We start from the raw sequence: 24,829 nt of genomic DNA on the forward strand, positions 1-24,829 counted from the left end.
TCCGGCTCTTCGGCCAGCCGCTGCTCCGTTCATTCGATGGCACGCTGGTGTCGTGGCACTTCCGGAGACTGATCTGCACCGCATCCGCCTGTGGGCGCGAGAGCGGGTGCCCGAGCACCTGTGGGACGAGTTGAAGGTCGAGGCCGACGTCTCCGATCGACACGTCGACATCGTCGAGGTGCGGCCGCCGTGGGATGGCGTCGGTGAGCACACGCGCTTCCGGATCGCGCGACTGCGCTACACCAAGGCTACCGGCGTGTGGGCGATCTACTGGCGCGACCGCAACCTCAAGTTCCACGAGTACGAGCGCAAGCGCCCGACGAAGAACGTCCAGTCGCTCCTCGACCACATCGGGACGAGTGGTGACCCGATCTTCTGGGGTTAGTCAGCGGCTCGTTGACTATCGATATGATGGTGGATAACCTCAGTTATATGAGAACTGAGGCGCCCCTCCTCGCTCCGATCTTCCGGTCGGACGGTCAGGCACGTCTCCTGTCCACCGTGTTGCTCACCGGCGACGAGCTGAGTCTCACCGACCTGGCCAGGCGGGCCGACCTGGCGTACCCGACCGCCCACCGCGAAGTCGCTCGCCTGGTTGATGCCGGCATCCTGAGCGAGCGACACGTGGGGCGCACCAGGCTGATCGGCGCCAATGGCGAGAGCCCGCTTGTGGAGCCCTTGCGCGAGATCCTCACGGTCGTGACCGGCCCGGTGGTGATGCTGGCCGAGGAGCTTGCCCGCATCGACGGGATCGAGGCCGCGTTCCTCTACGGCTCCTTCGCCGCTCGGCTGCTCGGTGATGCTGGTCCGGCCCCGCAGGACATCGACCTCATGGTGCTCGGTGCGCCCGACGTGGACGCGGTCTACGACGCATGCACGCGCGTCGAGTCGGCGGTGCACCGTCCCGTCAACCCGACGATCCTCAGCCCGGAGGAGTTCGCAGCGTCCTCCGGTTTCTTGGACAACGTGCGCAGCGGCCCGGCAGTCGCCGTCATCGGAGAGCTGCCATGGCACTGACCCCGCTCACGCGCGTCCAGCAGGCAACGGTCCTCGCCCTGGTCGAGACACGACGACTCGACGCCGTGCCCGCAGACCTCGCGCGGGCGACCTCGTTCCTGCGGCGGGCCCAAGATCGCTTGGACCAGCTGCCGCTGCTCACGAGCGTCACGGTCAGGTACGGCGTCGCCTACGACGCCTGTCACGACACCGGTGAGGCGCTGTTGGCGGCGTACGGCTTCCGTACGACCAACGGGCCGGGCCAGCACGAGGCGCTCGGCCGCTACCTGCGCGCCGTCTTCGACAAACCGCCCGCAGAGAAGGCAGCGCGAGAGTTCGACCGCCTGCGACGCGCCCGCAACCAGGACCGCTACGAGGCGAAACCGGTGGGGGCAGCGGCGACCGAGAAGGCCGAACAGGTTGCGCGGACGCTCTTCGACGCCGCCCTCACCAGAGGCCTCTCGACCTGACCAGCGGTCCGCAAACAGTCCGCAAGAAGTCCCGCGGAGACCGTTCGCGGCCAACGACGCCCGACGGCTTGGTCGGCGCATAACCGCAGGTCAGACCGCATTATCCGGTTGTCACCGACGACGACCGGCGACGGTCGAGAACACCGGTTTTCGTTCCGCTTCAACGTCTGAGACAGGACGTCGGCCGCTCGGGTCCAGCGGTGGGATGTGCCGCTCGGCAGGGTGGTCAGGCGGGCGGGCGTCGGAGGGAGTCGCGCACGCCGTCATACGCGTCGCGGAGGGCGGGCAGCATGAGGCTGCGGCCTCGAAAGTCGACGCGGTCGCCCATGGTGACCCGGACGTGCGGGGCCCAGCCGTTCACGGCGGCCGTGAGCTGCTCGCGGCTCTGGAGTGCGGACGACCGGACGTACCGGTGTGGCAGCATGACGGCCTGCTCGGACTCCGCCCGCAGCGCCGCTCCGACGTGGGGTGCCTGGTCGACGAACCGCCCGAGCTGTTCCACGCCCTGCTGGGTTTCCGGGGGCAGGCGGGGCGGCGCAACCCGACGGGCACCGAGGGCCGGACCGGACCGGCTGCTCCGTCTGTTGCTCGAGCCCGTTCTCGGCCCGTCGTGGACGGCCGTGAAGAAGACCAGCACGTCCAGCTCCTGCCACCGCAGCACCGCCGCCGACGTCGACAGCTCGTCGGGTCCGAACCACACACCGCCCGGACCCACGACGACGGCCGGACGCCTGCTCCTGCGCACGCCGTCGGCACCGAACAGGCCGAATCCCACCGCCATGGTGGCCAGGACGAGAAAGCCCATGAGGCCCCCGCCCGGGCCCGACAGCATCGCGAACGCGAGGGCCAGGCTGACCCCGGCAGCCGCGAACCACCACCAGGCGCCTCGCGGGCCGAGGAAGGTGAGGGCGAGCGGATCGAACCGCGTCACCGCGCTGGGCGGGGGACCGTCGTCGCGCTGAGCCCATGGGCCGACGTACCAGGTCACCGATACGCCTCCCCGACCGGCCACCGTCACCACCCCCTTCCACGTGGGTCACAGGGTAGGCCGGCTCGCGCTCGTCCGTGGCCAGATCCGGACAAGTGCTGGGGCCACCACGAAGTGGCGCCCAGCGTCCTGCCGCGTGGAGGGCAAGGACTACGTCACGGCCGACGGCGAGGTGGTCGAGTCCGCTTCACAGTCCGAGACTCGGCGACGCTCGGGTAGCGAACATGGGACTCCCTCGATGAGGAGACCCCCATGCTCAGGGGCCGTGGTAGGAGCGCTCGGCGCGCCGCGGGGGACCGGCGTCACGGTGGCAGGATGTCGAGCGTGGGGAACCAGCAGGCACCTGGGTGGTGGCGGGGGAAGGCTCCTGTTGCCGTGCCCCCCTGGCCGGGGGCAGTCCACCTTTGGGGTCAGCTGGCACAGGAGGACATCCCGGTGCTGTCCTCTTCCCCTCGGCCCGCGGACCTCCAGGGTCTGGTGATCGAGCAGGCGCGCGCGCAGGGGCTGACCATCGCGCTGGACGACCGCCAGCTGCTCGTGTCGTGGTCGGAGTTCGACGACTGCACGTTCACCCAGCGCCTCGGTGGGCGCGTCCTGAACGCGTCGGGAGAAGCGGCCCAGGGCACGTTCGGGTGGACGAACGGCCCCAGCCTCTACCGCCGTTGCCGGTTCGTGGGTGTCCGGTTCAAGGCGCTGGGCGGTTTCGGCATGGGCGCCGCCACCTTCGAGGACTGCGTGTTCGACCGGTGCCGGTTCAACGGCCACTTCGCGGACACGGCCGACCTCGTCGACTGCCGCTTCCTCGGCAGGATCGACGGGTGTGCCTGGTACGGGTCAGGTCCCGAGTCCGAGGGTGGTCGACGCAACGACATCCGCGGGAACGACTTCACCGAGGCGCACATCACCGCGAACGTCGGGTGGCGGGGCGGCTTCGACCTCGGTGCCCAACGGTGGCCGCAAGGCTTCGTCCCGACGGTGGACGGGTAGGACGGTCGGAGCAGATCGGGCCGCCCGCCGCCCCAGAGGCGGACGGGCGCCCCGGCCAGGTGACCGGGGCGCCCGTCCCTCGGGACCCGACGGGGCCGCGCTGTCCTACTCGGCCAGCTTGGCCACGGCCTGGGCCCACAGGAAGTACTTGTTGGTCCCGAGGTCTCGGATGGTGCTGATGTTGAAGGCGGCCTTGAGGTGCTCGGCGTCGCCTGCGCTCACTCCCTGCAGGGCATCCACCGGCGCATCCGCGAGCTCGCTGATGCTGACCGTCTCGTACGCCTTGTCGACCTTACCTGCGATGTCACCCATGGCTGCTCCTACCGGGCTCGTGCGCGCCTGAAGCGGCGCGCGGTAGCCCCATGACTATCACCGAACCCGTGCGGGCGCGCGCTGCCGCGAGCCTGGACCCACCCGCGCCCCGGTCGCCGCGCCGTCAGGGCGAGTCGGGTGACAGACCGAGCTGGCCCTCGACGGCGTCGCCACCCTTCTTGATCTGGTCGTCGAACCGGCCACCGGTGCGCTCGTCCAGGATCTCCTCGGCCTTGTCCAGGGCGGCCTTGGCCTGCTCCGGGTGCTCGCCGGCCAGCTTCTTGGCCTCGTCGACGATCTCGTTGAAGTCCACGTCGGCTCCTCGTCCCGGTCCGCCACGGCGGCGGGCCTCATGCGGCCGACTGTAGCCCCGGCCCGAATGGCCCGCAGGACGAGGACCGCGCAGGCTCGGCTCCGATCCGCAGGGCTCGGACGCCGGTCGCCGGTCCCGATGGAACTCACAGCCTGGTGTGGTCTGCTGACGCCGACCCCGACTGCCCCGGCCGGCAGAACCGACCAGGCCGCTGCCGCCCGTGAAGAAGCGTTACCCCCTGCTGCTCGCCGCTGCCCTCGTCGGAGGCGCCTCGGTCAGCCCGGCGGCCGCCCAGGAGATCGCCGACAACACCGTCGTCCGCACGGCACCCGGAGCCGTGGCGGCCCACGTGCTCGTGGCGGACTCGCACGGCGCCGGCCGCATCATCGAGGTGTTCGGTGACCTCACCACGGCCAGGCACGTCGCCGTCCTCGTCCCCGGGGTGTCGTGGACCGGTCCGCTCATCGCCGACGAGCGCCAGGCCACCCGGCGCCACCCGGCCGTCCAGGCCAGGGCCCTGCTGGCCAGGATGCGCCAGGACGACCCCGGCCACGGTTCGGCCGTGGTCGTCTGGCTCGACTACGACCCGCCGCAGGACCTGGGGGTCGCCGCCGCGCGCTCGGACCGGGCGGTGGCCGGCGCACCGCGCCTGGCCCGGTTCGTCGCCACGCTGCCCCCTGCGGCGAACGTCACCGTGGTGTGCCACAGCTACGGCTCCGTGGTCTGCGGGCACGCGGCGTCCCACCTGCACGTCGGCGACATCGTGGCGGTCGGCTCTCCCGGGATGGACGTCGAGCGGCGGGCCGACCTGGGCACGACGGCGCGGGTGTGGGCCGGTCGGGCCGCTGGGGACCCGATCGGCCTGGTGCCGTACACGCGGTACGACGACCTGGGCCACGGCGCCGACCCCACGTCGGTCGCGTTCGGCGCGCTGCCCCTGCCGGTGGCCGGCGCGCACGGCCACAACGACTACCTCGCCCCGGGGACCGCATCGCTCGCCGCGATCGCCCGGATCGCCGTCGGTCGGCCCACCACGGTCCGGCCCGACCCCGTCGGTTCCTGACCGGTTGCGTCAGGGTCGGTCCGCGTGCGCGACCCGGCAAGCGCGTGCGCGGATCACCACCAACCGGCACAGACCGGGACCAGCGGGACTCGGCCAAATGGTGGAGCAGCGGCTCGTCGCGGCCCGCGCCGGGCCCCCGCGGCGGCACACTGCCTGCGTGATCAAGAGCGTGACCATGGGGGTTCTGATCCTCCTGTCGGCCTCGGCGGTCGTCGTCGGCGTCTACAACTACGAGCTGGCCAAGGCCTACTGCTCGACGATCCGGCAGGACGCCCGCCCCATCTCGGCCGTCCCACCGCGCTTCCTGCCCCCGGGCACGCTGATCTGCGAGTGACCGACCGTCGCTGCCCCCGGCTCAGTCGCCGTCGGTCCCGGCGCTGCGCAGCCGCACCTGGGTGACCGCGTGGTGGGCCACCCGGGTCACCTCGATCGCCCAGCCGCCGACGACCACGGTGTCGCCGGGCCGTTGGGGCACCCGGCCGAGCTGCTTGAGCACCAGGCCGGCGACGGTGGCGTACTCCGTCGACGGCTCGACCGCGAGCTCCACGCCCACGTCCGTGAGGTCGTGGACCGGGAAGGTGCCCGGGACCGTGACCGACCCGTCGTCGTGACGCGTTGCGGCGAGCACGTCGCGGTCGGTCTCGTCCCAGATCTCGCCCACGAGCTCCTCGAGCAGGTCCTCGAGCGTCACGATGCCGTCGACCGACCCGTGCTCGTCGACGACGATCGCCATCTGCTGCCGCTCCTCCTTGAACCGGCGCAGCGCCTCAGAGACCCGCACCGTGTCGGGGAGCATCAGGGCCGGCTGGACCCGGGAGCCGACGGGCTCGTCCTCGCCGTGGACGACCGACCCCCAGTGGACGATGCCGAGGACGCGGTCCAGGTGGTTCCCCCGGGTGATCGGGACGCGCGAGTGGCCCGCCCGGGCCATCTGCTCGCGGGCCTGCCCGACCGGCGTCTCGGCGGGTAGCGAGAGCACCGCGCCCCGGGGGACCAGCACCTGGCGCAGGATGCGCTCGTGCAGCTCGAGGGCGCCGCTGATGATCTCCCGCTGGCCCGCGTCGAGCTCGGGGTTGCTCGTGACGAGGTCTCGCAGCTCGGCGGCGGTCAGCTCCTCGCTCTCGGCGTCGGTCCGGCCCCCCAGCAGCCGGACCACGACGTTCGTGGAGGCGCCGAGGAGGGCGACGACCGGCCGGGCGACCGTCGAGAGCAGGTCCAGCGGCCGCGCCACCGCTGCGGCCCAGGGGAGCGCCCACTGCATCGCGAGCCGCTTCGGGGCGAGCTCGCCGAGCACGAGGGTGAGGAAGGACAGCAGCAGCGTGACCACGGCGACCGAGAGCGCCTCGGCAGCGGACCCGAGGAAGCCCAGGTGCGGGACCAGCGGCTCGGCCAGGGAGACCGCGGCCGTCGCCGAGGCGAGGAAGCCGGCGAGGGTGATGCCGATCTGGATGGTCGCGAGGAAGCGGTTGGGGTCGCGCGCGAGCCGGACCAGCCGCTGCGCCTTCCGGGTCGTCTCGCGTTCCAGCCGGCGCAGCTGTCCCTCGCGGAGCGAGACGAGGGCCATCTCGCTTCCCGCGAAGACCGCGTTGAGGAGGACGAGCACGGCAACGAGGGCGATGTCGAGCCAATAGCCGGACATGGCTGGGTGGGATCACCGGTCCTGGGTCGGGGAGGGCCTGGGTCGCGTCCAACGACCCGATCCCCATGCGAGTTCCGGCCCGGGCCCTTCGTCCCTGTGCCCCGGTTCCCGCACTGGGGAGGGTGTGGTGGAGGAGGCCGCCATGAGCACCGGGAGCCCGCCGACCGTCCGCACGCCCGTCACCGCACCGCCGGTCAGCCGCCGCACCGAGGAGCCGGTCGTGCGGACGACCGGCCTCGGAAAGCGCTACGGCTCGTTCTGGGCCCTGCAGGAGCTGGACCTGCAGATCGAGCCGGGGGAGGTGTTCGGCTACCTCGGCCCCAACGGCGCCGGCAAGACCACCACGCTGCGGCTGCTCATGGGGCTCCTGCGGCCCACCGCCGGGCACGCCCTGGTCTGCGGCCACGACGCCTGGCAGGACTCGGTGTCGGTCCGCCGGTCGGTGGGTTACCTCCCGGGTGAGGGCGCGACCTACCCGCGACTGACCGGGCAGCAGCACCTGGACTACCTCGGCTCGCTGCGCGGCCTGGCCTCACAGCAGCGCGCGCACGAGCTCGCCGAGCGCTTCGACCTCGACCTGACCCGCCGCGGCGGCGAGCTCTCGAGGGGCAACCGGCAGAAGCTCGCGCTCGTGCTGGCGATGATGGCCCCCGTCGAGCTGCTCGTCCTCGACGAGCCGACCAGCGGCCTGGACCCGATGGCGCAACAGGAGTTCCAGCGCTGTGTACGCGAACACGCCGACTCGGGGGGCGCTGTCCTGCTGAGCTCGCACGTCCTCGCGGAGGTGCAGCGGGTGGCCGACCGGGTCGCGGTGCTGCGCGAGGGCAGGCTCGTCGCGGTGGAGGGGCTGGAGGCCCTGCGCGCCCGGTCGCTCCACCACGTCCGGGCGACCCTGGGGACTGCGGTGGACCCGGCGGAGTTCGCCGCCGTCGAGGGGGTCCGTGACCTGGTGGTGGACGGTCACGACCTCACCTGCAAGGCGCCGGAGTCCTCCCTCGACGGGGTGGTCAAGGCCCTCAGCCGGCACCACGTCCGTGACCTGGCCTGCACCGAGGCCGAGCTCGAGGAGGCCTTCCTCGGCTACTACACCGGGGGTGGTGACGATGCTCGCTGACGTGTGGCGCAAGACGCTCTTCGACCAGCGCCGGGCGATGGTCGGGTGGCTCAGCTCGATCGTGCTGGTGGTGCTGCTGTATGCCGCGATCTGGCCGAGCCTGCGCGACCAGCCGTCGATGAACGACTTCCTCGACCAGATGCCCGAGGCCTTCCGCTCGCTGTTCGCCACGGCAGGCGCCGACATGTCCACCCCGGTGGGCTACATCCAGATCGAGCTCATGTCCTTCATGGCGCCGGCCCTGCTGACGATCTACGCCGTCGGGCAGGGGTCCTCCGCCGTGGCCGGCGAGGAGGACCGGCACACCATCGACCTGCTGCTCGGTGCCCCCGTGAGCCGGACGCGGGTCCTGCTCGAGAAGTCCGTGGCCCTCGTCCTCGGCACGGTCCTGCTGGCCGCGGTGACCGGGCTCGCGCTGCTGCTCGAGGGTGCGGCCTTCGACCTGAGCCTGCCCGTCTCCGGGGTCGTCGCGGCCATGGCGCACCTCGCGGCGCTCTGCCTCGTCTTCGGCGGGGTGGCGCTGGCCGTGGGCGCCTCGACCGGCCATGCCGGGCTGGCCAAGGGCGTGGCGGCAGCCGTCGTCGTCGTCGCCTACCTCGTGAACGGACTCGGCCCGATGGTCAGCTGGCTCGAGCCGCTCCAGCGCTACTCGCCCTTCTACCAGTACTCCGCCCACGACCCGCTGCGGACGGGGATGTCCTACCCCGCGCTGGGCGTGGCGCTCGCGACGTTCGCGGCCCTGGTCGCCCTCGCGGTCTGGGGCTTCCGCCGGCGCGACCTGCACGGCTGAGGGCCTTGGGTGCGTGCCGGCCGGGACCAGGGCCGGGTGCCGACCGACTAGAGCTGGGTGCCGACCAGCGCGCCGATGCCGTACGTGACGACCATCGCCAGCACGCCACCGGCGACGTTGCGGATGACCGCGGCCCGCGGACCGGCCCCACCCAGCCGGGCGCTCGCCCAGCCGGTGACGGCGAGGGACACCGCGACCGCCGCGGCGGTCACCCACACGCGGGCGGCGGTGGGGACGACCAGGATGGCGACGAGGGGTAGCAGCGCGCCCACGGTGAAGGCGAGCATCGAGGCCCAGGCGGCGTGCCACGGGTTCGTGAGGTCGTTCGGGTCGATCCCCAGCTCGGCCTCGGCGTGCGCGCCGAGCGCGTCGTGCTCGGTGAGCTGGACAGCCACCTCGCGGGCCAGCTCGGGGGTCAGGCCCTTGGCCCGGTAGATCTCGGTGAGCTCGTCGAGCTCCTCCTCGGGCAGCTCGCGCAGCTCGCGCTCCTCCTTGGCGAGCAGCGCCTTCTCGGTGTCGCGCTGGGTGCTGACCGAGACGTACTCGCCGGCCGCCATGCTCATCGCGCCTGCGGCCAGGCCGGCGGCACCGGCGGTGAGGATCGCGCCGCGGTCGGTGGTCGCGGCGGCGACGCCGATGACGATGCCGGCCGTCGACACGATGCCGTCGTTGGCGCCCAGCACGCCGGCGCGCAGCCAGTTCAGCCGTGACCCGATGCCCTGGGAGTGCGCCTCGCCCGTGTGCGGGATCCTGCTCACGTCGGTCTCCTCACTCACTGGACGTCGCCCCCAGACGGGCGGCTGCCTCGCTGATCCGGTGCGCCAGCTCGACGTCGAGCTGGGTGAGCCCGCCCTCGGAGTGGGTCGCGCACGTGAACCGCACGGTCCGCCAGCGGATGTCGATGTCCGGGTGGTGGTCCATCTGCTCCGCGTCCTCGGCGACGTCGTCGACGAGCCGGATCGCGGTGGGGAAGTCGGGCGCCTCCCAGGCGGCCCGGAGGGCCTCCCCGTCCCGACGCCACCCCGGGAGGTCGCGCAGCTGGCGACCGATCTCCTCGTCGTCCAACAACCTGGCCATGGGCACACTCTGGCAAGGACCGGGCCCACCTGTCATGGAAGGCGACCCTCACCTCGCCCGCGCCCGGACAGCGGTATGCCGCGTGCGCAGGTGCGCACGCGGCATACCGGGGGCATCGGGACCCTCGGTCAGAGGGCCTCCTGCACCGAGGCCGGCCCCATGAAGTCGGCGTCGCCGCCGCTCTCGGTCTGCTCGGTCGCCACGGCCTTGACCTCGTGCGGCTGGATCTCGCAGGAGGCGATCTGCTCGGCCCAGTGGCACGCGACGCGGTGGCTGGCGGTGGCTCCAGGCACCTCGACGACCCGCAGCTGCGGGCGGTCGGTGTCGCACCGCGTCTCCTGGCGCCACGGGCAGCGGGTGTGGAACCGGCAGCCCTTCGGCGGGTTGGCGGGGGAGGGCAGGTCACCGGTGAGCAGGATCCGCTCGCGACGGTCCTCGACCAGCGGGTCGGGGACCGGCACGGCCGACATGAGGGCCCGGGTGTAGGGGTGCAACGGTTGCTCGTAGAGGTCCTCCGCGTCGGCCTCCTCGACCAAGGCGCCGAGGTACATCACGCCGATGCGGTCGCTGATGTGCCGCACCACCGCGAGGTCGTGGGCGATGACGAGGTAGGTCAGGCCGTACTCGTCCTGCAGCTCTTCGAGCAGGTTGATGACCTGCGCCTGGACCGACACGTCGAGGGCCGAGACCGGCTCGTCGGCGACGATGAGCTTGGGGTTCACCGACAGCGCCCGTGCGATCCCGATGCGCTGGCGCTGGCCACCGGAGAACTCGTGCGGGTACTTGCGCAGGGCCGCCGGCGGCAGGCCGACGGCCTTGAGCAGCTCGCGCAGACGGGCCGAGGCCTGCTTCTCGTCCTTGGCCAGGCCGTGCGCCTTCATGCCCTCGAGCAGGAGCGACTCGACCGACTGGCGCGGGTCCAGGCTGCCCATGGGGTCCTGGAAGACCATCTGGATGTCCTGGCGCTTGCGCCGCAGCTCCTCGCCCTTGAGCGAGGCGATGTCGACGCCGTCGAACTCGACGCTGCCGTCGGTGGGCGGCTCGAGGTTGAGGATGGCCCGCCCGAGGGTGGACTTGCCGCAGCCCGACTCGCCGACGAGGCCGTAGGTCTCGCCCCTGCGGATCTGCAGGTCGACCCCGTCGACGGCGTAGACGTAGCCGACGGTGCGGTCGATGATCACGCCCTTCTTGATGGGGAAGTGCACCTTGACGCCCTTGACGTCGACGAGCACCTCGCCGGCGGCAACCTCGCCGGCGGCCACGGTGCCGGTGGTGGGCGTGTCGGCGGTGGCGGTCATCGGGTTGCCTCCTGGTCGGGACGGACGGGGTTGAAGCAGCGCAGGGCCCGGGAGCCCTCCTCGACCAGCTCGGGCCGGTGCTGCACGCACTCGTCGACCGCGTTCGGGCACCGGGGCGCGAACGCGCAGGCCGAGGTCCACGGCAGGTTGTCGGCGACCGAGCCGGGGATCGGGTGGAGCCGCTCGCCGCGGGAGCCGTCGAGGCGGGGGATCGAGCCGAGCAGGCCGTTGGTGTACGGGTGGCGCGGCTCGGCGAACAGCGGGTGCCGGTCGCCGCGCTCGACGATCTTGCCGCCGTAGAGCACGTTGACGCGGTCGACGAGCCCTGCGACGACGCCGAGGTCGTGCGTGATCATGATCAGCGCGGTGCCGGTGTCCTCCACGAGCTCCTTGAGCAGCGCCAGGATCTGCGCCTGGATCGTCACGTCCAGGGCCGTCGTGGGCTCGTCGGCGATGAGCAGCCGTGGCTCGCAGGCCAGCGCCATCGCGATGAGGGCGCGCTGGCGCATCCCGCCGGAGAGCTGGTGCGGGTAGTCCTTGAGCCGCCGCTCCGGGTCGGGGATCCCGACCTTGTCGAGCATCTCGCGCGCGATGGGCCGGGCTGCCTTGCGGGACAGGCCGCGGTGCCGCTCGAGGACCTCGGTCACCTGCAGCCCGATCGGGACGACCGGGTTCAGGGAGGACAGCGGGTCCTGGAAGATCATCCCCAGGTCGCGGCCACGCCGGTCACGCATCTGGTCGACGGACTCCCTGAGCAGGTCGGCGCCGTTGAACAGCACCTCGCCCTCCACCTTCACCCCCCGCGTGGGGAGTAGGCCCATGATGGCGAGGGAGGTCACCGACTTGCCGCAGCCGGACTCGCCGACGAGGCCGACGGTCTGTCCGGGACGGACGTCGAAGCTGACGCCGTCGACGGCGACGAACGGGTCCTCGCCGGACCGCTGGAACGTGACGCGCAGGTCACGCACCGACAGCAGCGGCTCGCTGCCGTCGGCGCGACGGGTCCTGACGTTCTCGATGAGTTCGGTCATGAGGCGGGTTACCTCCGGCTCTTGGGGTCGAGGGCCTCGCGCAGCGACTCCCCCATGAGGGTGAAGCCGAGGGCCACGGTGATGATGCACACGGCTGGCCACACGGCGAGGGCCGGGTGGTCGTAGATGTACTCCTGGGCGGCGCCGAGCATCTGGCCCCACTCGGGCTGCCGGTCGTCGGGGTTGCCGACACCGAGGAAGGACAGCGCGGCGGCATCGATGATGGCGCCGGCGAGCACCAGGGTGGCCTGGACGATGACCGGGCCGAGGGCGTTCGGGAGCATGTGCCGGAACACGATGGCCGACCGCTTCACCCCCAGGGCGCGGGCGGCGAGCACGTGGTCGCTGGCCCGCTGGGCGAGCAGTGACCCGCGCAGGAGCCGGGCGAAGATCGGCACCTGGACCACCGCGATCGCGATGATGACGGTCCACTGGCTCGGCCGCGACGCCAGCGCGGCGATCGAGACGGCCAGCAGCAGGGACGGGATCGACAGCATCACGTCGACGAGGCGCATGACGAACGAGTCGACCCAGCCACCGAAGGCACCCGAGAGCGTGCCCAGGGTGAGCCCGCCCACAAACCCGAACAGGGTGGCGAGGACTCCCACGATGAGCGTCTGCCGGCTGCCGACGATGAGCCGGCTGAAGATGTCGCGGCCGACGGAGTCGGCCCCTAGCGGGTAGCCCGGCTGCGCCCCGGGGATGGGGTTCGACTGGGGTCGGACCTGCTCGATGAGCAGCCGCGCGGTCGGGTCGTGCGGCGCGATCAGGGGGGAGAAGATCGCGAGCAGGACGAAGAGCGCGCTGATCGTCGCCCCGAGGAGGAAGACGGGGTTGCGCCGCAGCCGGCGCCAGGCGCTGGCGATGAGCGAGACCCCGGCCGACTCCTCGACGCGCCCGGCGTCGCCGACCGAGCGGTCCGCGAGGGCCACGCCGCCACCGGCGGTCGAGGCGGCGAGGTCGTCGATCCGCTGCTTCCTGGTGCTGGGGTTGAGGGGGTTGGGCACGGGGGTCACCTCGTCCGGATTCGGGGGTCGATGACGGCGTAGGCGATGTCGACCAGCAGGTTGATCACGACGAAGGTGATGGCGAACATCAGCAGCAGGACCTGCAGCACGGCGTAGTCCCGGCGCTCGAACGACAGCGCCGTGGCCTCGCCGAGGCCGCCCCAGCTGAAGACGCGCTCGGTCAGCACGGCCCCGACGAGCAGCCCACCGGTCTGCAGGCCGATGGTCGTCACGACGGGCAGCAGCGCGTTGCGCAGGACGTGCCGGCCGCGGATGACGCTGCGGGTCAGGCCCTTGGACTCGGCGGTGCGCACGTAGTCCTCGTCCATGACGTCGAGGACCGCGGCACGGGTGATCCGGAAGATGACCGCGAACGGGATCGTGGCCAGCGCCAGGCTCGGCAGGATGAGGTGCTTGACGGCGTCCCAGGCCGAGTCCCACTCGCGCGTCAGGAGCCCGTCGAGCACGAAGAACCCGGTGACCCGGGTGGCGTCGAGGCCCGAGTCCTGGCGGCCCGAGACGGGCAGCCAGTGGAGCTTGATCGCGAAGAAGTACTTGAGCAGGAAGGCCAGGAAGAAGACCGGCACCGCGACGCCGATGAGCGACCCGACCACGGAGACGTTGTCGAACCAGGACGCGCGGCGACGGGCCGCGAGGTAGCCCAGCGGGATGCCGACGGCGATCGCCAGGATGATGGCGAAGAGCGCCAGCTCGATCGTGGCGGGGAACCGCTGCATGAAGATGTCGAAGGCGTCGGTGCCCGCCTGCACCCCCGTGCTGGCACCGAACTTGCCCTGCAGGGCTCGCTTCAGGAACTCCCAGTACTGCACGTAGATGGGCTGGTCGAGGCCGAGGGCCTTCTCCAGCGCGGCGCGGCGCTCGGGCGTGGCCCGCTCGCCGAGCATGGCGGACACGGTGCCGCCGGGGAGCGACCGCAGCCAGAGGAAGACGAGCATCGAGAGCACGATGACCACGCCCACCATCTGGATCAGCCGTCTGAGGATGAATCTGAGCACGGGGGGTCGATCTCCTTCAGTCGCGACGGTGGCCGTCCCGGCGATGGTGCCGGGACGGCCACAGTCTCAGGAACTGCTGTCCGAGGTCAGCGCTCGGCTCACTTGCTGACGGTCACCGTCGAGAAGGTCTCCGCGGTGAGCGGGCTCGCCACGAGACCCTTCACCTTGTCGCTCACGACGAGGGCCGGCGGGGAGTGGCTGATCGCCAGCCCCGGCAGGTACTCCTCCTGGATCTGCTGGTTGATCTTCTCGTAGGCCGCGGCGCGCTGCGCCTCGTCGACGATCGAGTCGGCCGCCTCGAGGTCCTTCGACAGCTGCGCGCCGTAGGAGGTCACGCTGGTGTGGAAGTCGTTCGCCTTGAGGTTGGAGAAGAACGTGCCGATGAAGTTGTCGGCCGAGTTGTAGTCGCCGGTCCAGCCGAGCAGCCACGCGTCGTAGCCGCCGTTGTCGACGGTGTCGAGGTAGCCGCCGTTCCAGGGCTTGGTGCTGACCTGGACCTTGATGCCGACCTTCTCGAGGTCACCACGCAGCGCCTCGTAGATCTTCTGCGGGTTCGGCATGTAGGGCCGCGACACGTCCGAGGGGTAGGCGAAGTTGAGGGTCATGCCCTCGGCGCCCGCCTCCTTGAGCAGCGACTTGGCCTTCTCCGGGTCGTACGGGTACGCCTGCAGGGACTTGTTGTACCCGTCGACGGTCTCCGGCATGAACTGCGTCGCGACCGTGGCGCCCTCGGGCAGCTGGGTCTTGACGAGCTGGTCGCGGTTCATGGCGTAGTAGAGCGCCTGGCGGACCTTGAGGTCCTTGAGCTTGGGGTTGTGCTCCGGGTTCAGGCCCACGTAGAGGATGTTGAACGCGGGGCGGACCAGCAGCTTGTTGCCCGAGTCCTTCAGGCCCTTCCAGTCGGCCGGGTTGGGCAGGTCGTAGCCGTCGATGCTGCCGGCCTCGAGCTCCTGGCGACGGGTCGACTCGTCGGGGATGATCTTGAAGACGATCTTCTTGGTCTTCGGCTTCTCGCCCCAGTACGTGTCGTTCGCGACGAGCGTGACGGTCTTGTTCGCCTCGTCGAACTTCTCCAGCTTGTACGGGCCGGTGCCCACCGGGTTCTTGGAGTACGCCGGGTAGCCGAAGCCGTCACCCTGCTTGGTGACGTTGTTCGCGTCGCCCGCCTTGAGCGCCTTCGGGGACTGCATGGAGAAGGAGTCGAGCGACAGCGCGGTCGGGAACTTCGAGGTGGGGCGGCTGATCTTGACGACCGCCGTCATGTCGTCCTTGGCCGTGCAGCCCTGGTAGAGGGCGTTCTTGGCGTCCGACTTGAAGGCGCCCATCACGTCCGCCCAGTAGCCGGCGGGACCACCCGCGGCGACCTCGTTCTGGTCGAACATGCGCTCGAAGTTGTAGCAGACGGCCGCCGCGTTGAAGGGCTCGCCGTCCCAGAACTTGACGCCCTGGCGCAGGGAGAAGGTCCACTCCTTGCCGTCCGACGAGGACTCCCACTTGGTGGCGAGCTCGGGCTCGATGTCGGCGGTGCCCGGCTTGATGCCCACCAGGCCCTCCATCATCTGCCGGGTGACCCGGAAGGTCTCGCCGTCGGTGGCGTAGAAGGGGTCGAACAGCTCGGGCGCGCCGGCGGCGCCGAACGTGATCGTGTCCTTGTTGTTGCCGCTGCTGCCCGACGAGCCGCTGCCGTTGTCCCTGTTGGACTGGGCGCAGGCGGCCAGGGTCAGGGCGAGCGTCGTCGCCAAGGCGACCGGTGCCGCCTTCCGCGTGAGCTTCATGAATACCTCGCTTGTCTGCGAACTCTGGTCGACCCGGTCGGGCGCCAGGGAGTAGCTGTCCTGCCCCGCTCGGGCATGCCGGAGCAAGTCCCTTCACGGTTGGTCGCCGACCCTAGCGAGAAGTGCGGCGGCTGGGTCGCGGCGCCGCGGAAATTAACACAAGTGAGACCCGTGCCCGAATAGGCCCGGTTCAGGCGGTGACGCCCGTCATGCCGGAGCTGACGACTCCTCGGCGGGGGCTGTCGACGGGGCGTTCTCGGGGAAGTGGCAGGCCACGTGGTGCCCGGTGCCCAGCTCGACGAGTGGGGGCTCGACGGTGCGGCACACGTCCTGGGCCTTCCAGCAGCGGGTGTTGAAGCGGCAGGCCGGCGGTGGGTTGATCGGGCTGGGCACGTCACCCTGCAGCCGGATCCGCTCCCGGTGCTGCCTGCGGTGGGTGTCGGGGATGGGCACGGCCGACATCAGGGCGGTGGTGTACGGGTGCATGGGCGTCGAGTAGAGCGAGTCCCGGCTCGCGACCTCGACCATCTTGCCGAGGTACATGACGGCCACGCGGTCCGACATGTGCCGCACGACCGAGAGGTCGTGGGCGATGACGACGTAGGTGAGGCCCAGCTCGTCCTGCAGGTCCTCGAGGAGGTTGATCACCTGTGCCTGGATCGACACGTCGAGGGCCGAGACCGGCTCGTCGGCGACGATCAGCTTGGGCTTGAGGGCGAGCGATCGCGCGATGCCGATGCGCTGGCGCTGCCCGCCGGAGAACTCGTGCGGGTAGCGGTTGTAGTGCTCGGGGTTGAGCCCCACCAGCTCGAGCAGGTCCTGGACCGCCTTCTTGACGCCCAGGGGCGTCTCGATCCCCTGCAGCCGGAAGGGTGCTCCGACGATCGTGCCGACCGTGTGCCGAGGGTTCAGCGACGAGAACGGGTCCTGGAAGATCATCTGGACGTCGCGGCGCAGCGGCCGCATCTTCGAGGTCGACAGGTGGGTGATGTCGCGACCCTCGAGCAGGATCGTGCCGCCGGTGGGCTCGATGAGCCTCGTGAGCATGCGGCCCGTGGTGGTCTTGCCACACCCGGACTCGCCGACCAGCGCGAGCGTCTCGCCGGCGTGCACGTCGAAGGAGAGACCGTCGACGGCCTGGACGGCGCCGACCTGCCGCTGCAGCAGGCCCCGGCGGATCGGGAAGTGCTTGGTGAGCTCGCGGACCTGCAGCATGGGGTCGTCGGCTCGGGTGGAGTCGGTCGTCACAGTGTCAGCTCCGTGCTCCCAGTGAGGGCTGGATCTCCTGGGACCAGATCTCTTCCCGGTCCTTGGCGTCGAGGTGGCAGGCGATGTGGTGGTCGGTCTCCACCTCGCGGAACGCGGGGCGCTCGGTCGAGCAGGCGGCCCCGACCCGGTCGCGGAACCGGCAGCGGGGGTGGAACGGGCACCCGGGCGGCACGCTGATCAGGCTGGGTGGCGTGCCCGGGATGGGCAGCAGCCGCTCGGTGGTCTCGCGGTCCAGACGTGGCATCGAGCCGAGCAGCCCCCAGGTGTACGGGTGCTGGGGGTGGTTGAACACCGCGTCCGCGGTGGCGTACTCGACCGACCGCCCGGCATACATCACGAGGATGTCGTCGGCCAGCTCGGCGACCACCCCGAGGTCGTGCGTGATGATGATGACCGCCGAGTTGAACTCGGCCTGCAGGTCGCGGATGAGGTCGAGGATCTGGGCCTGGACGGTGACGTCGAGGGCCGTGGTCGGCTCGTCGGCGATGAGCAGGTCGGGGTCGCACGACAGCGCCATCGCGATCATGGCGCGCTGGCGCATGCCACCGGAGAACTGGTGGGGGTAGTCGTCGACGCGGCGGGCGGGCTGGGGGATGCCGACCCGGCCGAGCATCTCGATCGCGTGCTTGCGCGCCACCGCCTTGGTGACGTCGTTGTGGACGCGGTAGGCCTCGATGATCTGGGCCCCCACGGTGTAGAAGGGGTGCATCGCCGAGAGCGGGTCCTGGAAGATCATCGCCATCCGCTTGCCCCGCAGGCTGCGGACGAGCTCACGCGACGCGCCCACCAGCTCGGTGCCACCCAGCAGGATGGAGCCGTGCATCACGACCGAGTCGGGGTCGTGCAGGCCCATGATGGACATGCTCGTGACGCTCTTGCCCGAGCCGGACTCACCCACGATGCCCAGCGTCCTGCCCCGGGCGAGGTCGAAGGACAGGCCGTCGACCGACCTGACCAGGCCGTCGTCGGTGGGGAAGTGGACCTGGAGGTCCCGCACCGAGAGGAAGGCGTCCTCCGGCGCGGCGCCGAGGCCGCCCAGCCCCCGGTGGCCGGTCGTCGTCTCGGTGCCGGCGGACGCGGACGTGCGCCCCGGCGTGCGCCGCAGGCCGGCGCTCATCGACGCACCCTCGGGTCGACCACGGCGTACAGCAGGTCGACCACCAGGTTGGACATCACGATGAAGAAGGCGGCCACCAGCGTCACGCCCAGGATGCGCGGCAGGTCCTGGTTGTCGATGGCGTCGACCGTGTACTTGCCGAGTCCGTTGAGCGAGAAGGTCTTCTCGGTGAGCACGGCACCTCCGAGCAGCAGGCCAAGGTCGAGCCCGAAGATGGTCAGGATGGGGGTCAGCGCGCCACGCAGCCCGTGCCTGACGACGACGGTGCGCTCGGGCAGGCCCTTGGCGTGGGCGGTGCGGATGTAGTCCTCGTTCATCGTCTCCAGCATGCCCGCCCGGGTGAGCCGGGCGTACTGCGCGGAGAACAGGAACGCGAGGGTGATCCAGGGCAGCAGCAGGTCGTACGCCCAGCTGAGCGGGTTCTGCGTGAAGGGGGTGTACGAGCCGCCCGCCGCGAAGATCGGGATCTGGTAGCTGAAGAAGGCCAGGCCGATGAGTCCGGTGAAGAAGATGGGGAGCGAGACGCCGGCGAGGGCGACGGACATCGCCGCCCGGTCGAAGAACGAGCCGCGTCGCAGGGCCGAGACGACGCCCGTCGCGACGCCGGCGAACAGCCACAGGATCGAGGCACCGAGGGCCAACGAGAAGGTCACCGGGGCGCGGTCGACGATGTCGGGCCACACGGGCGTCTTGCTCTGGAACGAGAACCCGAGGCACGGGGCGGGACAGTGCTCGACCTCGGCGCCCATGTCGTAGTCCTGCCCGACGAAGACGGCCTTGAGCCAGTGCCAGTACTGCAGCCAGACGGGGTCGTAGAAGCCGAGCGACTTCGCGGTCGTCTTCACCGTCTCGACCGTGGCGCTGCGGCCGACGTACCTCGTTGCGAGCGTCTCGGGGGTCGCCCCCGCCCACCGGGGGAAGAGGTAGAAGATCGCGAAGACGACCATGCTGACGACCAGCAGCAGCAGGACCGCCGCGATCAGTCGGCGGAGGATGTAGGTCACCACGATGGCTGCCGTGGCGGCCGGCCCGGGTGGTCCCGGGCCGGCCGCCGGAGGCGTTCACCTGCCTTGGTTCGGAGCGGACGGACGGTCAGCGCGGCGTCAGGGCCGCCCTGTCACGGCTTGCCGAGCGACACGTAGTCGTACATGCCGAACTGCGGGTTGACGAACACGTTCGTCAGGGTCTTCCCACGGAGCAGCAGGCTCTTGGCGTAGACGCCGGGGTAGATGACCGCCTGGTCCATGACCTTCTTGTCGATCTCACCCCAGATGGCGTTGCGCTTGGTCGCGTCGAGCTCGGTGGCCGCCTGGTCGAGCAGCTTGTCGACCTCGGGGATCCGCACGCTGGTGTTCGACGAGCCGCCGGTGTCGCGGATCACCCGGCTGTCGGTGATCTGGGACAGGAAGCCGTAGCCGTCGTTCCAGTCGGCGCCCCAGCCGTTGACCACGAGGCCCAGGTCGTTCTTGACCACGTACGGCGGGTTGCCGGCGTAGGTCGAGAAGTAGTCCTTCTTGGCGTAGCCCTTGGGCGTGATCTTGATGCCGACCTTGGCCAGCTGCTGCTGCCAGGCCTCAGCCGTCGCCTTCTCCTTCGGCCGCTCGTTGCGGTAGGCGATGTTCGTGGAGAACCCGTTGGGCTGGCCGCACTTCGCCAGGTACTCCTTGGCCTTGGCCAGGTCGCCCTTGCCACCGGCGCTGGGGTAGTCGTCGAACTTCTGGTAGCCGGGGATCACCGGGGGAAGCAGGGTCGTCGCGAGGTCGCCGCCGGCGAACGGGCCACCGTACGCCGTCTGGTAGGACGTGCGGTCCATGGCGTACTCGACGGCGATGCGGCAGTTGATGTTGTCGAGGGGCTTCACGGTCGGGTTGATCGAGGTGTACCAGAGCCGGGCCAGGGTCGCGTTGTCCGCGCGCGCCTTGAGCGTCGGGTCGGACAGCACACGGCTCTGGGTGGCCGGCGTCACGCCGGTGCCGACGGCCGCGACGTCGAGGTCACCGGCGACGATCCGGTTGTCGATGTCGTCGCTGTTGACGTTCATGTCGTACTCGTAGCCGTCAGGCAGCGCCTTGCGGTTCGGGTCCGTGGAGGCGCTCCAGTTGGGGTTCCGCTTGAGCGTGAAGCTCTTGCCGGACTGGTACGTGTCGAACATGTACGGCCCGCTGGAGACGACGTGCTCCTTGTACTTCGCGCCCGTGTCCTTCGCCTGGGGGACCGGGGCGGTCTGCGGCGTCATCGCGAGGTAGTCGAAGCTCGAGAACGGCGCCTTGAGGTGGAACACGATGGTGAGGTCGTCCGGGGTGGAGATCGCCGAGTCGGTGTTCATCCCCTTCGACTTGTACGGACCGGCCCAGCCCTTCGGCCAGTTGAGCAGCGAGTCGTAGTAGGTGGGGCCGTCGGGGAAGGTGGCCTTGTCGGTCGAGCGCTCGATCCCGTACTTGACGTCCTTGGCCGTGATCGGCGTGCCGTCCTCGAACTTCAGGCCCGAGCGCAGCTTGTAGGTCCACGTCTTGCCGCCGTCGGTGGCCTTGCCGAGTCCCTCGGCGAGGTCGCCCACGAGCTGGTTGCTCTTGTCGCCCGGAGCGACCGTGAACATGGTGAGGGACCGCGTGTAGAGCCGGATGAAGTCCCACATGTAGCCGTAGTAGGTGTCGCCCGGGTCGGTGCTGTCCGGCTCGCCCTCGTCGGCGAACTTGATGGTGCCGCCCTTCTTGTCCGAGGCGTTGTAGATGTCCTTCACGGCGGCGTTGAAGCTCGCCTTGCTGGTCCCCCCGGAGGACGAACCGCTGGACGTGCTGCCCCCACCCCCCGCGCAGGCGGCAAGGCCGAACGCCGCGGCCGCGGCGATCGCCATGCGAGCCGATCGTGCAGTTCTCATGGTGTGTGTCCACCCTTCTTGTGGTGTTTCAAGGGACCGAGCGCCGCGGGTCAGCGGGCTCGGGGGTCAGCGGGCTCGGGGGTCGAGGGCGTCGCGCAGTCCGTCTCCGAACAGGTTGAAGGCGAGCACGGTCACGAAGATCGCGAGTCCGGGCCAGAGCAGGAAGTGGGGCATCGTGTAGTAGGTGACGGCGTCGGAGAGCATGCCGCCCCAGGAGGCGGTGGGCGGCTGGATGCCGACACCGAGGAACGACAGGGCCGCCTCGAACAGGATGTTCGTCGGGATCAGCAGCGTCGCGTAGACCAGGATCGGCGCGAGCAGGTTGGGGAGCACCTCGCGCACGAGGATGTAGGGCGAACGGGCGCCCAGCCCCTTGGCCGCGTCGACGAACTCGCGCTCCCGCAGCGACAGGGCCTGGCCGCGCACGATGCGTCCGATGTACGGCCAGTTGAAGAAGCCGATGATGAAGATCAGCATCACGATGCGCAGCGCGTCGCCGGAGAGGCCGAACGCCTTGTCCGGGACGACGCCGGCGAGGGCGATGGCGAAGACGAGCAGCGGGAACGCGAGGAACACGTCCATCAGCCGGCTGATCGCGGCGTCCGCCCAGCCACCGACGTACCCGGCCACGATCCCCATGGTGGAGCCGATGAACACCGAGAGGAGGGTGGCGAAGAACGCGATGAGCAGGGAGATCCGCGAGCCGTAGACCACCCGGCTGAAGATGTCGCGCCCGTTGACCGGCTCGACGCCCATGAGGAAGTCCCACGACATGCCGCCCAGCGGGCCCTTGGCCCCGAGGGTGCCGTTCTCGGTGTCCACGAGGTCCTGGTGGAACTCGTTCGGCGGGTGGCCCAGGACCTTGACGATGAGCGGCGCGAAGATCGCGACGAGGATGAGGAAGATGAGCACGGCGCCCCCCGCCATGGCGACCCGGTCCCGGCGCAGCCGCCGCCAGGCGATCTGGCCGAGCGACCGACCCTCGATCCGCGTCTCACCCGCGAGCACGTCCTCCGGCTGAGGTGCTGAGCCGGTCGGGCTGATCTCGAGGGGCACCGTCATGGGCGTGGTCAACCTCCGGTCGCGTGGTCGAGCCGCCGGGATCGCGGGCACCCCGGTGAGTGAGCGAGTTGAGTGTGATCCTCTGGCCTCGTCCGGTGAAGCGACGTTTGGCCAGTGATGCCGAATTGTGACGTGCAGGAGACTGGCTCGTTGCGGGCCGTGTCCGACTGAGGATCTGCGGCACACTGGGGTCGCTGCCACACGATCCATCCAAATGGGGACAGATGACCAACGATCCCTCTGCCACAGGCGCTTCCGGCCTGCGTCCCGTCGCGGGGGCGGCCCTGGTGGACGACCTGGGGGCGCCGACCCGCGTGCTGGCCGCCCGCCGCACCGAGCCGCCGGCGCTGGCCGGCGGCTGGGAGCTGCCCGGCGGCAAGGTCGACCCCGGTGAGGGCGTCGTGGAGGCACTGCGGCGCGAGCTGCTCGAGGAGCTCGGCGTCGAGGTGGAGGTGGGGGAGGTGCTGAGCGGTCCGCTGCCGGACGGTCGCTGGCCCCTGGGCGACGCCTACGCGATGACGGTGTACTGGGCGCGGGTGACGGCGGGGGAGCCCGCCCCCATCGAGGACCACGACGAGCTGCGCTGGCTGGGCCCGGAGGAGCTGTATGCCGTCGGCTGGCTCCCCGCAGACCTCCCGATCGTGGACCTCATCGCTGCGCGCCTGCGCTGACCGGGGCGGGCGCCCGGGGCGCCCGTGGTCATCGGGACCTCGAAATCCTGAGAGAATGGACCCCATGCCCATGAAGACCCGCGACGACATCCGCAACGTCGCCATCGTTGCCCACGTCGACCACGGAAAGACCACCCTCGTCGACAAGATGCTCTGGGAGGCCGGCGCGTTCGGCGAGCACCAGCACGTCGACGAGCGCGCGATGGACAGTGGCGACCTCGAGCGCGAGAAGGGCATCACGATCCTCGCCAAGAACACCGCGATCCACTACCGCGGCAAGGCCGCGGCGGACGCGGGGCTCGCAGACGGCGCCACCATCAACATCATCGACACCCCGGGCCACGCCGACTTCGGTGGCGAGGTCGAGCGCGGCCTGTCCATGGTCGACGGCGTCGTCCTCCTCGTCGACGCCTCCGAGGGCCCGCTGCCGCAGACGCGCTTCGTGCTGCGCAAGGCGCTGGCTGCGAAGATGCCGGTCGTCCTGTGCATCAACAAGGTGGACCGCCCCGACAGCCGCATCGCCGAGGTCGTCGACGAGGTCTACGAGCTGTTCCTGGACCTCGACGCCGACGAGCACCAGATCGAGTTCCCCATCGTCTACGCCTCGGCCAAGGCCGGCCGCGCGTCCCTGAACCGCCCCGAGAACGGGGGCCTGCCGGACGCCGAGAACCTCGAGGCGCTGTTCGAGACCATCCTCGGCACGATCCCCGCGCCGACGTACGACGACGAGGCCCCGCTGCAGGCGCACGTCACCAACCTCGACGCGTCCAACTTCCTGGGCCGCCTGGCGCTCCTGCGCGTGCACAACGGCACGATCCGCAAGGGCCAGCAGGTCGCCTGGATCAGGACCGACGGCAGCACCGAGCGGGTCAAGATCACCGAGCTGCTGATGACCGAGGCGCTCGAGCGCAAGCCCGCCGAGTCGGCCGGCCCCGGTGACATCATCGCCATCGCGGGCATCCCCGACATCATGATCGGCGAGACCCTCGCCGACGCGGAGAACCCCGTCCCGCTGCCGGTCATCACGGTCGACGAGCCGGCCATCTCGATGACCATCGGCACCAACACCAGCCCGATGGTGGGCCGCGTCCGTGGCTCGAAGGTCACCGCGCGCATGGTCAAGGACCGCCTCGACAAGGAGCTCGTCGGCAACGTGTCGCTGCGGGTCCTGCCCACCGAGCGGCCCGACGCCTGGGAGGTCCAGGGCCGTGGCGAGCTGGCGCTCGCGATCCTCGTGGAGCAGATGCGCCGCGAGGGCTACGAGCTGACCGTGGGCAAGCCCCAGGTGGTCACCCGGCAGGTCGACGGCAAGGTGCACGAGCCGGTCGAGCGGCTCACCATCGACACGCCGGAGGAGTTCCTCGGCGCGATCACGCAGATCCTGGCCGCCCGCAAGGGCCGCATGGAGCAGATGACCAACCACGGGACCGGCTGGATCCGGATGGAGTTCCTCGTCCCCAGCCGTGGCCTCATCGGCTTCCGCACGGAGTTCCTCACCGAGACCCGCGGCACCGGCATCGCCCACCACGTGTTCGAGGACTACGAGCCGTGGTTCGGCACGATCACCACCCGCACCAGCGGCTCGCTGGTCGCCGACCGCACCGGAGTCGTCACGGCCTACGCCATGGTCAACCTCCAGGAGCGCGGCACGCTGTTCACGGACCCCGGCACCGAGGTCTACGAGGGCATGATCGTCGGGGAGAACTCCCGTGCGGACGACATGGACGTCAACATCACGAAGGAGAAGAAGCTCACCAACGTGCGCGCCTCCTCCTCCGACAACTTCGAGAAGATCGTCCCGCCGCGCAAGCTCAGCCTCGAGCAGAGCCTGGAGTTCTGCCGCGAGGACGAGTGCGTCGAGGTCACCCCCGACGCCGTCCGCATCCGCAAGGTCGAGCTCGACCAGACCCTGCGCGCCCGCGCGGCAGCCCGGGCGCGCAACTCCTGACCGCGGGA

The 24,829-nt window shown here is 70.5% G+C and carries 26 protein-coding genes; 10 read left to right on the plus strand and 16 right to left on the minus strand.

The annotated features are described in order from the left end of the window. Positions 1 to 52 precede the first annotated feature (52 nt). The 3 genes from ACYVDO_RS17135 to ACYVDO_RS17145 all read left to right on the plus strand — a co-directional run bounded on the left by ACYVDO_RS17135 (position 53) and on the right by ACYVDO_RS17145 (position 1,466). Positions 53 to 385 (plus strand): DUF3024 domain-containing protein, encoded by a 333-nt coding sequence (locus tag ACYVDO_RS17135; RefSeq protein WP_460938113.1) that lies wholly within the window; start codon positions 53 to 55, stop codon positions 383 to 385. 116 nt (positions 386 to 501) lie between these two features. After that, positions 502 to 1,017, plus strand: a complete 516-nt coding sequence (locus ACYVDO_RS17140) for a helix-turn-helix domain-containing protein (protein ID WP_460938115.1) — start codon at positions 502 to 504, stop codon at positions 1,015 to 1,017. Beyond that, positions 1,008 to 1,466, plus strand: a complete 459-nt coding sequence (locus ACYVDO_RS17145) for a hypothetical protein (protein ID WP_460938117.1) — start codon at positions 1,008 to 1,010, stop codon at positions 1,464 to 1,466. The genes ACYVDO_RS17140 and ACYVDO_RS17145 overlap by 10 nt, the downstream gene beginning before the upstream one ends. Positions 1,467 to 1,692: 226 nt before the next feature. On the opposite strand, the gene ACYVDO_RS17150 is transcribed toward ACYVDO_RS17145, so the two are convergent. Beyond that, on the minus strand, positions 1,693 to 2,454 hold the full coding sequence (locus ACYVDO_RS17150) for a hypothetical protein (RefSeq protein ID WP_460938119.1): 762 nt from the start codon (positions 2,452 to 2,454) through the stop codon (positions 1,693 to 1,695). 477 nt (positions 2,455 to 2,931) lie between these two features. Between ACYVDO_RS17150 and ACYVDO_RS17155 the strand changes: the two genes are divergently transcribed. Continuing rightward, a complete protein-coding gene (locus ACYVDO_RS17155; RefSeq protein ID WP_460938121.1) occupies positions 2,932 to 3,441 on the plus strand; it encodes a hypothetical protein in 510 nt (169 codons plus the stop codon). A 105-nt stretch (positions 3,442 to 3,546) separates the two neighbouring features. Here ACYVDO_RS17155 and ACYVDO_RS17160 read toward each other — a convergent pair whose 3' ends face one another. Both ACYVDO_RS17160 and ACYVDO_RS17165 read right to left on the minus strand, forming a co-directional pair. After that, a complete protein-coding gene (locus ACYVDO_RS17160) occupies positions 3,547 to 3,753 on the minus strand; it encodes a hypothetical protein (protein ID WP_460938123.1) in 207 nt (68 codons plus the stop codon). A 124-nt stretch (positions 3,754 to 3,877) separates the two neighbouring features. Further along, positions 3,878 to 4,066, minus strand: a complete 189-nt coding sequence (locus ACYVDO_RS17165) for an antitoxin (protein ID WP_460938125.1) — start codon at positions 4,064 to 4,066, stop codon at positions 3,878 to 3,880. A 220-nt stretch (positions 4,067 to 4,286) separates the two neighbouring features. On the opposite strand from ACYVDO_RS17165, the gene ACYVDO_RS17170 reads away from it, so the two are divergent. Both ACYVDO_RS17170 and ACYVDO_RS17175 read left to right on the plus strand, forming a co-directional pair. Beyond that, positions 4,287 to 5,129, plus strand: coding sequence for an alpha/beta hydrolase (locus tag ACYVDO_RS17170; RefSeq protein ID WP_460938127.1), 843 nt, complete (start codon positions 4,287 to 4,289; stop codon positions 5,127 to 5,129). A gap of 157 nt (positions 5,130 to 5,286) precedes the next feature. Beyond that, a complete protein-coding gene (locus ACYVDO_RS17175) occupies positions 5,287 to 5,463 on the plus strand; it encodes a hypothetical protein (RefSeq protein ID WP_460938129.1) in 177 nt (58 codons plus the stop codon). A gap of 21 nt (positions 5,464 to 5,484) precedes the next feature. Here ACYVDO_RS17175 and ACYVDO_RS17180 read toward each other — a convergent pair whose 3' ends face one another. After that, on the minus strand, positions 5,485 to 6,768 hold the full coding sequence (locus ACYVDO_RS17180) for a hemolysin family protein (RefSeq protein ID WP_460938131.1): 1,284 nt from the start codon (positions 6,766 to 6,768) through the stop codon (positions 5,485 to 5,487). 142 nt (positions 6,769 to 6,910) lie between these two features. Between ACYVDO_RS17180 and ACYVDO_RS17185 the strand changes: the two genes are divergently transcribed. Further along, on the plus strand, positions 6,911 to 7,882 hold the full coding sequence (locus ACYVDO_RS17185) for an ABC transporter ATP-binding protein (RefSeq protein WP_460938133.1): 972 nt from the start codon (positions 6,911 to 6,913) through the stop codon (positions 7,880 to 7,882). Continuing rightward, the gene (locus ACYVDO_RS17190; RefSeq protein ID WP_460938226.1) at positions 7,872 to 8,672 is read left to right on the plus strand and encodes an ABC transporter permease subunit; all 801 of its coding nucleotides are present in this window, start codon (positions 7,872 to 7,874) and stop codon (positions 8,670 to 8,672) included. Before ACYVDO_RS17185 ends, ACYVDO_RS17190 begins: the two co-directional genes overlap by 11 nt. Before the next feature lie 47 nt (positions 8,673 to 8,719). On the opposite strand, the gene ACYVDO_RS17195 is transcribed toward ACYVDO_RS17190, so the two are convergent. The 12 genes from ACYVDO_RS17195 to ACYVDO_RS17250 form a co-directional block, all read right to left on the minus strand. Further along, a complete protein-coding gene (locus ACYVDO_RS17195) occupies positions 8,720 to 9,430 on the minus strand; it encodes a VIT1/CCC1 transporter family protein (RefSeq protein ID WP_460938135.1) in 711 nt (236 codons plus the stop codon). Positions 9,431 to 9,440: 10 nt separating this feature from the next. Next, positions 9,441 to 9,749 carry a 4a-hydroxytetrahydrobiopterin dehydratase gene (locus ACYVDO_RS17200; RefSeq protein WP_460938137.1) on the minus strand — a complete coding sequence of 103 codons (309 nt, stop codon included), beginning with the start codon at positions 9,747 to 9,749 and terminating at the stop codon, positions 9,441 to 9,443. 128 nt (positions 9,750 to 9,877) lie between these two features. Then, complete coding sequence (locus ACYVDO_RS17205) at positions 9,878 to 11,047, minus strand: ABC transporter ATP-binding protein (RefSeq protein WP_460938139.1); 1,170 nt, start codon at positions 11,045 to 11,047, stop codon at positions 9,878 to 9,880. After that, positions 11,044 to 12,078, minus strand: coding sequence for an ABC transporter ATP-binding protein (locus ACYVDO_RS17210; RefSeq protein WP_460938141.1), 1,035 nt, complete (start codon positions 12,076 to 12,078; stop codon positions 11,044 to 11,046). The genes ACYVDO_RS17205 and ACYVDO_RS17210 overlap by 4 nt, the downstream gene beginning before the upstream one ends. Before the next feature lie 8 nt (positions 12,079 to 12,086). Further along, on the minus strand, positions 12,087 to 13,094 hold the full coding sequence (locus tag ACYVDO_RS17215; RefSeq protein WP_460938143.1) for an ABC transporter permease: 1,008 nt from the start codon (positions 13,092 to 13,094) through the stop codon (positions 12,087 to 12,089). Then, on the minus strand, positions 13,091 to 14,101 hold the full coding sequence (locus ACYVDO_RS17220) for an ABC transporter permease (RefSeq protein ID WP_460938145.1): 1,011 nt from the start codon (positions 14,099 to 14,101) through the stop codon (positions 13,091 to 13,093). The genes ACYVDO_RS17215 and ACYVDO_RS17220 overlap by 4 nt, the downstream gene beginning before the upstream one ends. 98 nt (positions 14,102 to 14,199) lie before the next feature. After that, the gene (locus tag ACYVDO_RS17225) at positions 14,200 to 15,876 is read right to left on the minus strand and encodes an ABC transporter substrate-binding protein (RefSeq protein ID WP_460938147.1); all 1,677 of its coding nucleotides are present in this window, start codon (positions 15,874 to 15,876) and stop codon (positions 14,200 to 14,202) included. Between the two features lie 207 nt (positions 15,877 to 16,083). Continuing rightward, positions 16,084 to 17,124 (minus strand): ABC transporter ATP-binding protein, encoded by a 1,041-nt coding sequence (locus ACYVDO_RS17230; protein ID WP_460938150.1) that lies wholly within the window; start codon positions 17,122 to 17,124, stop codon positions 16,084 to 16,086. Between the two features lie 4 nt (positions 17,125 to 17,128). Continuing rightward, complete coding sequence (locus ACYVDO_RS17235; protein WP_460938152.1) at positions 17,129 to 18,262, minus strand: ABC transporter ATP-binding protein; 1,134 nt, start codon at positions 18,260 to 18,262, stop codon at positions 17,129 to 17,131. Continuing rightward, the gene (locus ACYVDO_RS17240) at positions 18,259 to 19,266 is read right to left on the minus strand and encodes an ABC transporter permease (RefSeq protein ID WP_460938154.1); all 1,008 of its coding nucleotides are present in this window, start codon (positions 19,264 to 19,266) and stop codon (positions 18,259 to 18,261) included. The genes ACYVDO_RS17235 and ACYVDO_RS17240 overlap by 4 nt, the downstream gene beginning before the upstream one ends. A 113-nt stretch (positions 19,267 to 19,379) precedes the next feature. Next, the gene (locus ACYVDO_RS17245) at positions 19,380 to 21,116 is read right to left on the minus strand and encodes an ABC transporter substrate-binding protein (protein ID WP_460938156.1); all 1,737 of its coding nucleotides are present in this window, start codon (positions 21,114 to 21,116) and stop codon (positions 19,380 to 19,382) included. A gap of 90 nt (positions 21,117 to 21,206) precedes the next feature. Continuing rightward, positions 21,207 to 22,202 carry an ABC transporter permease gene (locus ACYVDO_RS17250; protein ID WP_460938158.1) on the minus strand — a complete coding sequence of 332 codons (996 nt, stop codon included), beginning with the start codon at positions 22,200 to 22,202 and terminating at the stop codon, positions 21,207 to 21,209. Between the two features lie 224 nt (positions 22,203 to 22,426). Here ACYVDO_RS17250 and ACYVDO_RS17255 point away from each other — a divergent pair, with 224 nt between their 5' ends. Beyond that, positions 22,427 to 22,873, plus strand: coding sequence for a (deoxy)nucleoside triphosphate pyrophosphohydrolase (locus tag ACYVDO_RS17255; protein WP_460938160.1), 447 nt, complete (start codon positions 22,427 to 22,429; stop codon positions 22,871 to 22,873). 64 nt (positions 22,874 to 22,937) lie between these two features. Beyond that, complete coding sequence (gene typA / locus ACYVDO_RS17260; protein WP_460938162.1) at positions 22,938 to 24,821, plus strand: translational GTPase TypA; 1,884 nt, start codon at positions 22,938 to 22,940, stop codon at positions 24,819 to 24,821. Positions 24,822 to 24,829: the final 8 nt, after the last annotated feature.

It is taken from the genome of Phycicoccus ginsengisoli, assembly GCF_054779295.1.